Below are 10,451 nucleotides of genomic sequence, written 5' to 3' on the forward strand. Positions count from 1 at the left end.
TAAGCAGGAATTACGAAAGGAAACGAAAAATAATGACCAGGAAGAAGCAGCCTGAGCCCGTCGACGTTGTCATTGTCGGCGCCGGCGCGGGCGGGGCAACCGCGGCAAAGGTGCTGTCCGAGGCTGGCCTGAAGGTGGTGGGCCTCGAGCGCGGGCCATGGCTGAAGCCCGAGCACGCTTCGGGCGATGAGCTAAAGTTCCTCAACCGGAACTTCATTTGGCAGGACCCGAAGGTCAAGCCCAGGACCTACCGCCCCAACGACAAGGTCGAAGCGGAGATCACCAACTTCTCCGCGACGCCACAGGTCGTCGGTGGCGGCACCACCCACTGGGGCGGCATGGTTCCGCGCATGGCGGAGAGCGATTTCAAGCTGCGCAGTCTGCACGGCGACGTTCCGGGCGCGAGCCTTGTCGACTGGCCGATTTCCTATGACGAGCTGGAGCCGTACTACACACGGGTGGAATGGGAGTTCGGTACATCCGGTCTGGCAGGAGCGAACAAGTGGGAGGCGTGGCGGAGCCGCGGCTACCCGACCAAGCCCTCACCGCTGAGCCAGATCGGCCGGACGTTCGCCACTGCGATGTCCAAGCTCGGCCACGGCACATTTCCCATGCCGCAGGGCATGGTGACTGAGCCCTACCGGGGCCGCCAGCCATTCAGTGAGAACGGTTTCTGGCAGCAGTACCCGGACCCCGGCAACGGCAAGTCCTCCACGCTGATCAGCTTCATTCCCGACGCCATTGCAACCGGCCGTTACGACCTCCGCCCCGACTCCTATGTCAGCGAGATCCTCGTGGGCAAAGACGGCCGCGCCACCGGCGTCCGCTACCAGGACGAGGACGGCGACGAATTCATCCAGCACGCCAAGGCCGTAATCGTCTGTGGCGGCGGCATCGAGACCCCGCGCCTGCTGCTCATGTCGAAGTCCGGCCTCTTCCCTGACGGCCTGGGCAACGGCAGCGGCATGGTCGGCAAGAACGCGACCTTCCATCAGTATTCCTTCTCCGTCGGCCTGTTTGACCGTGAGGTCAGCGACCCGCTGTACGGGTGGGCGGGCCACTACATGAGCCTGTGCTCATTCGACTTTTACGAGACGGACGAGAGCCGGGGTCACATCCTCGGATCGCTGATCTTCCCGTCGATGATCGGCCACCCGGTGAACTGGAGCTTCCCCGGCCGGCCCACCTGGGGCCAGGCAGCGAAGGACTCAGACCGCGAGTTCTTCAACCACAGCATGAAAATCGGGGTCCTGCTGCATGACCTGCCGGTCGAGGACAACCGGGTCGACCTCGACCCGAACGTCAAGGACGCATGGGGCCTGCCAGTCGCCCGGATTACCCACACGCCCCACTCCAACGACTTCGCCCAGGAACGTTGGCAGGTCGCCAAAAACGGGGAAATCCTGGAGGCCGCAGGCGCGAAAAAGATCATTCCGGTCAACATGGAGCGGATCACGGGCAACACCTCACACGAACTGGGCACCGCCCGCATGGGCAACGACCCGGCAACATCCGTCGTCGACCGCTGGTGCCGCTCCCACGAGGTGCCAAACCTCTACGTCTTCGATGCAAGCTTCTTTCCGACCGCGACCGGCATCAACCCGGCCCTGACGATCATGGCCAACGCCTGGCGGTGTTCTGACCGGATCCTCCAGGTCGACCGCCACGGCTGGTCCGAAAACTGATCCACACTTCACAGGACACGAAAGGACAGATCTCACATGGGACAGGCGGAATGGGCCACGATACCCATCTCAACCCGGGACGTCGACGGCCCGATCTTCTTCACCGAGCACGAGTGGAAGACGATCGAGGCGGCGACGGCCCGGATCATCCCCACCGACCACCACCCGGGCGCCCGTGAGGCCAAGGTCGTGCGGTTCATTGACCGGATGCTGGCAGGAACGCAATTCATCTTCCCGGCCGCGGACGGCAACGGGTTCCTCCGGATGGAAGGCCGCGACGAAACCGCGTGGCAGGAGCGCATAAAGCAGCGCCGGGAGTTTTACCGCGAGGGCGTCCTGGAGTTGGACCGGCTCGCGAAAGAGCGTGCCGACGTCGAATTCCTCCAACTTACGGAAGAGGAGCAGGACGCGGTGCTCGAGACACTCTCGGGTGCGGCCAAGCCGCATGCTTTCTCACTGGAGCACTCCGAGATTGGTCTGGGGGGTGCCCCGGCAGGAAACCAACCCGTCAACGAGGACTTCCTCGAGTTCTTCCCGCTGCTGGTGCTCAACACCCGCCAGGGTTTCTACGGCGACCCGGTATACGGAGGCAACGAGAACCGGGTCGGTTGGGGCGTCATCGGCTTCGACGGGCCTCCGTCGCTTGCCTCAACCATGGACGGCAGCTACACCACCCGCAAGTACATGGTGGAGGGGGCCGAGTGGCCGTACGACCAGCATCCCGAAGTCCTGCGGTACCGGCGTCCGTGACAGCTGGCGCGCCGGGCAGCGGTGCGTTCCGGACCTCGTTGAGGGTAGCCGGGGATAATGGGATGATGTCCACGAATCCCGCGCCCTCAGAAGCCCGAAACACCAACGGGCGCGGGGAGCGGTTGGCCTCCAGGTCAAAAGCTCCCCGGATGTCCGACGTTGCCCGGCTCGCAGGGGTCTCCCAGCAGACAGTGTCACGGGTTGTAAGGGGAGCCACTAATGTGGACCCTGACATCCGCCAGCGCGTTGAGCGCGCGATTGCGCAACTCCGGTACCGCCGGAATCCCGCAGCCGCGGCGCTCGCCAGCAACCGGACCATGACCATCGGTGTTGTCAGCTTCGAACTCTCGGTCCTGGGCCCAACGGTGGCCCTGTACGGTATTTCCGAGGAAGCCCGGCAACACGGCTATGCCACCCGTTTGGTCACGCTGGCCAGTCTCGAACGGCGGGATATCCGGGCTGCATTCGAATCCATCAATTCGGACACGGTTGACGGGGTGATCGTGCTCGCGCCCCTCCTGGACGCGATCACGGTGCTCGAGGACCTCGACATCGGCGTCCCCGTGGTGACCTTCCAGCAAGGATCGCATCCGAGCCCGACAAGCGTTTCCGTTGACGAAGTGCGGGGGGCCCGGATGGTGGTGCGCCACCTACTGGACCTCGGGCATGAAACGGTGTGGCACGTTCAGGGCCCGCCCGGATGGATGGCAACGTCCTCCCGGGTCCAGGGCTGGGCGGAGGAGCTGGGAGCGGCCGGACGCGTCGTTCCGACGCCCCTGGCAACGACGGACTGGTCCGCCGCGGAGGGATACCGCGTGGGATGTGAACTCGCCGCAAGGAAGGACGTCACGGCAGTCTTTGCCGCCAACGATCCTTTCGCGCTCGGAGTGATCAAAGCCATGGACGACGCCGGACGCAACGTGCCGGACGACGTCAGCGTGGTGGGATTCGACGATGTCAAGGAAGCGCCGTTCTTCCGGCCGGCATTGACGACCGTGAAGCTTGATTTTGAAGCCATCGGCCACGTTGCTGTGGGCCGCATCCTCGCCATGATCAAAGAGGAGGCGGAGGGGGACATCCCCTTGCTTGAACCGCTCCTCATGCTCCGGGACACCACAGCGTCGCCGCGCAGCAGGGGATGACCCCTCCCGCGCCTGCCGCACCCGTTCCCATGGCTGAACTCAAGGCCGCGGGACCAGGGGCTCCTGCCCCGCTTTTTTAGAAATCAACCGCCGGGTCTTGCAATTTCCAGCAAAACCGAAATACCGTGAGTTAGCGCTAACTCAGGTACTCAAGGAAGAGAAAAGAGAAAAAACAATGGTCGATCCTTTTGTCGTTGTTGCGGTTTCGCCGCGGACAATCAATGTGAAGAATCCCGGCGACGGCGTCGCCAACGTCAAGCGCATCAACGAATTCATCGACACGGCTGTGATGGTGGGCCGTTGGGAGGGCTCTCCGGTCAAGCTGGTCGTCCTTCCCGAAATGGCAATCCAGGGCATGATCGCCAACACGCCAGGAAACCGCGAAAAGGAGCGCCACTTTGCCGTGACGATCCCGGGGCCGGAGACGGACGAGCTGGCGAAAAAAGCCGTGGAACTCAACACCTACATCGCCGCCGAACTGTACATGGTGAAGGACGAGGACTTCCCCGACCGCCACTTCAATGTCGCCTTCATCATCGATCCGCAGGGCGAGATCATCTACAAGCGCTACAAGGCCACCAGTGATGCCTACGAGGGCGGCATGCTCGGCAACATGAACCCGCACGACGTGTGGGACGAGTGGATCGAGAAGAAGGGGAACGGCAACCCGATGGACGCCATTTTCCCGGTGGCGAAGACCGAGATTGGAAATATCGGTTACGCCATCTGCCACGAGGGTGTGTACCCCGAGGTGGCGCGTGGGCTCGCGATGAACGGCGCCGAGATCATTATCCGGGGCACCCTGATCGAGCCGGCCGTGCAGAACGGCATGTGGGAACTCCAGAACCGGGCGCACGCCATGTTCAACTCTGCGTACGTCGTCGCTCCGAACCTCGGGCCTGAAGTCCGTGAGGACGGGAGCATGCAGGACCTGTTTGGCGGCCAGTCCATGATCGTCGGACCGCGGGGCCAGATCCTGACCAAGCAGCAGGGCTGGACCTCGGGCGACTCGTTCGTCTGCACCACGATCGACATCGAAGCGCTCCGCCGGGCGCGGGTGTCGAACGGCCTGTACAACCAGTTCAAGGATCTTCGTACAGAGCAGTACCGGGTCATCTACGACAACCCGATCTACCCGAAGAACCAGTACCTGGACGCGCCGCCCAGCGAGGACTGGCTGGCCCGGGAAGATTCGACCCGGGCTGCCAATATCGAGAAACTCATTGAGCGCGGGGTACTCACACCGCCGTCCGGCTACAAGGCCTAATCCGGGGGATTGGCCGGGGAACACGTCGCGTGGACCCCGGCCAATCCCACAATGGCGGCCATGCCGTCGGGGACCGGGGGAGCGGCGCCATGATATGGGAACAAAGCCTGACGACGACGGCTACCGTTTTTTCGTTTCCCTAAGAATGCGCAGGCCTGGAAGCCCGCGTATGGGCGACTCGTGCCGGCGGCATCGCCCTCCGGAGGGCGAAGCCAGACCCAGGCAAAGGGCGGTCAGCATTCCCTGCCCAACCCGGGTAGCACACGCGTCGCCGGACACTCTGGGCCGGCCACCCCGGAGACATTGCTCAACTGTGTTCACCATCCGATCGAAGAGGATGCTCAATGACCCGCGAGCCGCTCACCGGCGAAGACTACGAATCAGAGCCGAAAGAAGCAACAGGAAGTGACAGGCCTTCACTGCGGGCCGCCATTATTGGCTTCGGGATATCCGGCCGTGTCTTCCACGCCCCGCTCATTCAGGCAGACGATTCTTATGTTCTGGAAGCCATCGTCACGTCAGACCCAGGACGGACTAAAGCTGCCCGGGCAAGTTATCCGTACGCCCGGATCATTCCCAACCCTGAGCAGCTCTTTGCCAAGGTTGACGAAGGGGAACTGGTCCTCGACGTTGTCGTCATCGGCACACCTCCCGTCAACCACAAACAACTGGCCAAAGCAGCCCTCGAAAGGGGCCTCCACGTCGTTGTCGACAAACCGCTCGTCCCGTCTTCTGAAGATGCTGAGGAGCTTATTGCCGCGGCGGCTGACGCCGGTCGGTGCCTGACGGTCTTCCAGAACCGCCGATGGGACGGTGATTTCCTTACCCTCAAGCAGCTGATTCGTGACGGAAAGCTTGGCAAGGTCCGCACCTTTGAATCCCGCTTCGAGTGGTGGATGCCGGATGGGTTCCGGAACTGGCGCGACACAGCCCTGTTGGCTGAGGGTGGAGGGATACTTCACGACCTCGGCGCCCACCTGATCGACCAGGCCATCCAATTGTTTGGCCCGGTCGCGAAAATCTACGGGGAAACCGCCCGATATGACGATCCCAAGAAGTCCGACGCAGATCAGGATGCCTTTCTCTCACTTCTGCACCGCTCCGGAACCCGATCGCGACTGTGGATGAACGGTAATGCTGCCCGGTTAGGTCCCCGGTTCCATGTCCTGGGATCCCGGGCCGCCTACACGAAATGGGGACTCGATGGACAGGAAAAGGCGCTAGGGGAGGGCGTGCGTCCAACCGATCCTGAATATGGCATTGAACCTCGGGAAAGTTGGGGGAAATTAGGCGTTCCTGGATCCTTTCGGGACGAGCCGACCAGCCGGGGAGACTATCCCCAGTTCTACGCGCAGCTGGCGCATGCCCTACGAGCAGGCAGCGCTCCTCCTGTTGATCCCAGCGACGCAGTTGAAGTCCTCAAAATCATCGAGCAGGCTCGCCGATAATGATTATTCGGTCAAGCGGGATTGTTCCTCACGGAGAGTTCACCCGGTGCTTTAGCGGATCGTGTAGGTAAGGGGCGAGATTTTGGTGACTGTCGTGTAGCCGGGTTTGCTGGCGAGGACTCGGAAGGAGATTCGTTTCCCGCGGTCTGCTGTTGTGAGCCGGTAGGAACCCCCGGTGGCGCCGGGGATGAAGGCGCCTGAACGCAGCCATTGTCTTTTGAGGGTGGTTCCGCTCGTGTATCCCGGAAGGTAGGCGGTGAGGGTGGCTCCCACGAGGGCAGAACCTTTGAGGTAGGGCGTTCCAAGAGTCAGTGATCCGTAGCCAATGGCCGCCGAGTAGGGAGTCCACGCCGCGTGGATGAAGTAGATCGGGTTGAGGGGCGTGACCCGCGCCCGGAGCTGGCGCCCGAGGTCGGCTGCTACCGGTGTGTAGGTTCGGCCCGTTGCTCCGGGGATGGCGGTCGCGCCGCGGAACCATTGGTAGGTGTAGGTTGTGCCCGACGGCTGGCGCCCGGCTCCGGCTGTGAGGGAGTAACCGACTTTGGCGGTTCCCGCGAGTGTGGCTGTTGTCGACAATGACCACGTCACCTTTTGGACGAGATAGGCGCCGGATCCATAGACCTCGGTGAAGGTGTTGTAGGCCGGGTGGTTCCTTCTGACACGCAGGGTGAGTTTCGTTCCGATATCAGCAAGCACCGGGGTGTACCGAGGGGTGGTGGCACCCGCGATCGGAAGACCGTTCCTCATCCACTGGTAATCGGTGGTCCACCCCGGATCCATGGTGTTGATGAAGGATTCCACGGGAAGCCGTAGGTCGGGATGTTGTTGAAGCCAAGGTCGTCGACGTTGGGGATGGTTCCCTTCGCGACGGTCACGGGCGCGGCATCAAACGAGCCTGTGTTGTAGCCATCGGCGTAGGCCCGTGCCCGCCCAATGAGGGTTTTGCCCATGTGCTCCGGGGCCAGGTCGATGAACTGGCCCGGCTTGACGGTCTTGCCGTCGGCGGTAACGAATTCATAATCAAACCACGTTCCTTGGGGCCAGGTGCCGTCGACGTGGATTGTGAGTCTGTTTCCCACCCCAGGGGTCCCGGTCACGGTGGCTTTGTGGGTTCCAAGGTCACCGGGCAGGACTTTGGTGATGGGTTCGGAGAATCGTGTGCGTTTGGTTCCGTCGGGCCAGGTGCCGGTGACCCGGACCTGCGGCTGGTCCTGGTAGATCCTGTACTTCAATTGGTAGGTCGGGTCCGTGGCACCCTCGATGGGCTGCGCCTCCAGGGGCCACACTGTCGGCGACTTGATCGTCCATTGGTAGGAAAAGTCAACGGCGCCGGGCCCCCACACCCCTGGATCAGCGCTCAGTGTGTAGGGAACCTGGGCTTGGCCGGAGATCACCGGAACCGATGTGATGTGTGCCGGGTCGTCGGTGACCGTGAAGGTATACGGCGACTCGTCGGGGGCGGAGTAGCAGCACCTTGACGAGGATCCCGTTTTGGAATCGTCCAGACGGACTGAGGCAACCCAGTAGGTCCCGGGACCAAGGTCCTCGGCGCTGGTAGCGATCGAGTCTTCCCATTCCCAGCTGGCCGCGGATGCCCTGTAGATCGTCCGCCCGGAAGGTCGCGCGAATCGTGTCGCCGGGGAGCGGCTGGGCCGGCTGAAAGCTCACGTCCCGCAGCCGGGGACCGAGCTGATATTCCGTGCCGGTCACAGCCACGGTCGGGGAGATGAAATCCGCTGGGGAAGAGAAGGCGCTGTACGCCGCTCCGTCGTTCATTTGGATCTCGGTGACGTAAAGCGAGCCCGAGGGCCAGTCGTAGTCGTTCAGCGTGGCCGACACGGTCCCAGTGAAGGACCCGTCACCGTCCTGGACGGCATTAGACAATGGCAGGAAGCGAAGCCATTGCGGATCGCTGTCAGTGCGCAGGACCAGCGAACCGACGACCTTGGTGTCTTCGCGCGCCCGCCACCGCCAAGTTACCGTGTCACCGGGCGCCGCTGCCGCGGGAGATTCCAACGCGAGCGCGATCAGCTCAGGAGCGCCGGGCCCAGTTGAAGCCGCCTGGGCGTTGTGTGGCAGCCCGACGACAAAGAACTGTGAGGATTGGAGTGGCTAGTCCGGGACTGGCTGGCAGAGTAGGTACTGGCCGCTCCACCCCGTGGCCGTGACTCAACAAAGAACTGGCCCCAGTGCGGGCGCCCTTCCATTGACTCGTCCGTCCGTGGGGTAGAGCGACCGGTACCTGGCCCGGCCCACCTCGGTAACTTGATCAGAAGGTTGTCCGCCCCAAATGGCTGGGCGTGACTCGTCACAGTGCTGTTCCGAAGTGACCTCGACCCGGACTGGTACCGGCCGAACGCGGCCCTGACCATATTCGCGAAGATGAGGAAGATGCCCGAACCGCTATGTCTATCGTTGCGCATTCCCACCCATTTGTCGTAGGCGTCGACACACACGCCAAGAACCATGTTTACGCGATCATCGCCGCCCCGACCGGCGAACTGCTCGAGACCCGGGATTTTCCAACCACCTGTGCCGGCATCAACCGGGCCATCGCTTGGGTGGCGCGCCGCACCGGCGCCGACCTGGCGACCCTATGGGTGGTTGAGGGCGCTGCTTCCTATGGCGCCCTGCTTACCGGTGCCGTCGGTGCGGCCGGCTACCGCGTGGCCGAAGCTGCGCGCATGGATGCCCGGGACCGACGCGGAGTGGGCAAGTCCGATCCGCTGGACGCGCACCGGATCGCCGGTGCCGTCCTCCCGCTGGACCAGCAGCAGCTACGCCAGCCGCGGCTGAATGAAGGGGTCCGCGCAGCCTTGCGAGTCCTGGTCTGCGCGCGAGAATCCATGACCACCGACCGCACCCGCGCCGTGAACGGCCTAACTGCGCTTCTCCGAACGAACGACCTTGGTCTTGACGCCCGTAAAACCCTGACGGGCGCCCAAATCACAGAGGTGTCACGCTGGCGTGCCCGTGAAGAACCCCTAGCACTGTCTGTTGCCCGCCTCGAAGCAGTCCGGTTGGCCAAACACATCAGCGAGCTCGACGCCGACATCAAGACCAACATCTATCAGATCACCGAACTGGTCGAAATAAGCGAAGCTGCGCCATTACTGCAGGAAACCGGCTTCGGTCCCGTCACAGCCGCCGTATGTCTTACCGCGTGGTCCCACCAAGGGCGGGTACGTTCCGAGGCCGCCTTCGCCGCCTTGGCCGGGGTCAGCCCAATCCCGGCCTCTTCTGGCAACACCGTCCGACACCGACTCAACCGTGGCGGCGATAGAACCCTGAACAAAGCCCTGCACATGGCCGCTGTCAGCAGGATGACTTTCGACGCCGAAACCGTTGAATACGTCGAGAAACGACGAGCTGAAGGGCGGACCAAAAAGGAAGTCCGCCGGTGCGTGAAACGCTATCTTGCCCGCCGGGTCTACCGAACACTCAACGCACCAAAACCGAACCCGTGCCGCACTTGACCAACCATAGAAGGGTCATTGCCGTTATGACCGCGGCAAGCGGACGCGTGAAACGGTGAAGACAGGATCATTAAGTTTTCCCCAGCATGAGCCGCCCAGCGCGGCATTTCTCGCGACAGCCTACCAGCCAGTCAGCGAATCTAGTCGATCACATGGACGGTTGGCCGTGAAGCTGCGGTAGTCCTGCTTTTAGAGTTGCCCAACCCATGATTGATGGCCTGACCTGGACAGCCGCGGTCGTCTGATCCGCGCACCGCCGATAACCGGCCTTCGTCATATAGGAGGGCGCCGGGAGTTGTGGCAGTCCGATGCTCGATAGGGCGAGGTCCGGGTCATGCCTCTTCTGTGGTGTCCGCCCCATGGGATGTCCGAATGAGGCGAGACGCCGTGACGTTCATTGAAGCCCAGCCCTCAGCTTGGTCGCACACGACTGCTAAGACAACGCCATCCGCCGGATATCGGCCGAGCACGGAAACGTTATGGCGCCGGGCGAAGTCACGGTCGTAATGGAAATAGGATTCTACACACCCGCCACGGCTAAGTTCCCTCGTTGCGTGGTGCCTCAAAGGGCGAAAAAAGAGGGTGTGCACAGTAATGATGGAATTGGCTTGTGTTGCGGTGTGACTCTGGGTGTGACTGACGCCTTGCGAAGGGTTTGTCTTGATAATGATCTGTCCGCCGCG

At 62.6% G+C, this 10,451-nt stretch carries 8 protein-coding genes; 6 read left to right on the forward strand and 2 right to left on the reverse strand.

Going from position 1 to position 10,451, the window contains the following annotated elements; all coding sequences use genetic code 11:
- Positions 1 to 32 precede the first annotated feature (32 nt).
- From ACFUTU_RS14575 to ACFUTU_RS14595, 5 genes are all read left to right on the forward strand, one after another.
- Entirely contained in the window at positions 33 to 1,685 is a 1,653-nt protein-coding gene (locus ACFUTU_RS14575; protein ID WP_377965448.1) for a GMC family oxidoreductase, read from the forward strand.
- 36 nt (positions 1,686 to 1,721) lie between these two features.
- Positions 1,722 to 2,435: a gluconate 2-dehydrogenase subunit 3 family protein gene (locus ACFUTU_RS14580; RefSeq protein WP_377965450.1), complete on the forward strand. Its 714-nt coding sequence runs from the start codon at positions 1,722 to 1,724 to the stop codon at positions 2,433 to 2,435.
- A 149-nt stretch (positions 2,436 to 2,584) separates the two neighbouring features.
- A complete protein-coding gene (locus tag ACFUTU_RS14585) occupies positions 2,585 to 3,577 on the forward strand; it encodes a LacI family DNA-binding transcriptional regulator (protein ID WP_377965452.1) in 993 nt (330 codons plus the stop codon).
- Between the two features lie 175 nt (positions 3,578 to 3,752).
- Entirely contained in the window at positions 3,753 to 4,844 is a 1,092-nt protein-coding gene (locus ACFUTU_RS14590) for a nitrilase-related carbon-nitrogen hydrolase (protein WP_377965454.1), read from the forward strand.
- Positions 4,845 to 5,188: 344 nt separating this feature from the next.
- Positions 5,189 to 6,292, forward strand: coding sequence for a Gfo/Idh/MocA family oxidoreductase (locus ACFUTU_RS14595; RefSeq protein WP_377965456.1), 1,104 nt, complete (start codon positions 5,189 to 5,191; stop codon positions 6,290 to 6,292).
- A gap of 51 nt (positions 6,293 to 6,343) precedes the next feature.
- Here the strand turns inward: ACFUTU_RS14595 and ACFUTU_RS14600 are convergent, their stop codons facing one another.
- Complete coding sequence (locus tag ACFUTU_RS14600) at positions 6,344 to 7,093, reverse strand: hypothetical protein (RefSeq protein WP_377965458.1); 750 nt, start codon at positions 7,091 to 7,093, stop codon at positions 6,344 to 6,346.
- Positions 7,036 to 7,578, reverse strand: coding sequence for a hypothetical protein (locus tag ACFUTU_RS14605; RefSeq protein ID WP_377965460.1), 543 nt, complete (start codon positions 7,576 to 7,578; stop codon positions 7,036 to 7,038). The genes ACFUTU_RS14600 and ACFUTU_RS14605 overlap by 58 nt, the downstream gene beginning before the upstream one ends.
- A gap of 1,119 nt (positions 7,579 to 8,697) precedes the next feature.
- Between ACFUTU_RS14605 and ACFUTU_RS14610 the strand changes: the two genes are divergently transcribed.
- Positions 8,698 to 9,768 (forward strand): IS110 family transposase, encoded by a 1,071-nt coding sequence (locus tag ACFUTU_RS14610; protein ID WP_377965462.1) that lies wholly within the window; start codon positions 8,698 to 8,700, stop codon positions 9,766 to 9,768.
- Positions 9,769 to 10,451: the final 683 nt, after the last annotated feature.

The sequence above is a fragment of the Arthrobacter sp. NPDC057388 genome, from assembly GCF_042668165.1.
Lineage (GTDB): Bacteria > Actinomycetota > Actinomycetes > Actinomycetales > Micrococcaceae > Arthrobacter.

Bases quoted from the DNA above. Each gene is read 5' to 3' on its own strand.
- ACFUTU_RS14595 (WP_377965456.1), top strand. From the start codon at position 5,189: ATGACCCGCGAGCCGCTCACCGGCGAAGACTACGAATCAGAGCCGAAA.
- ACFUTU_RS14580 (WP_377965450.1), top strand. From the start codon at position 1,722: ATGGGACAGGCGGAATGGGCCACGATACCCATCTCAACCCGGGACGTC.
- ACFUTU_RS14590 (WP_377965454.1), top strand. From the start codon at position 3,753: ATGGTCGATCCTTTTGTCGTTGTTGCGGTTTCGCCGCGGACAATCAAT.
- ACFUTU_RS14575 (WP_377965448.1), top strand. From the start codon at position 33: ATGACCAGGAAGAAGCAGCCTGAGCCCGTCGACGTTGTCATTGTCGGC.
- ACFUTU_RS14610 (WP_377965462.1), top strand. From the start codon at position 8,698: ATGTCTATCGTTGCGCATTCCCACCCATTTGTCGTAGGCGTCGACACA.
- ACFUTU_RS14585 (WP_377965452.1), top strand. From the start codon at position 2,585: ATGTCCGACGTTGCCCGGCTCGCAGGGGTCTCCCAGCAGACAGTGTCA.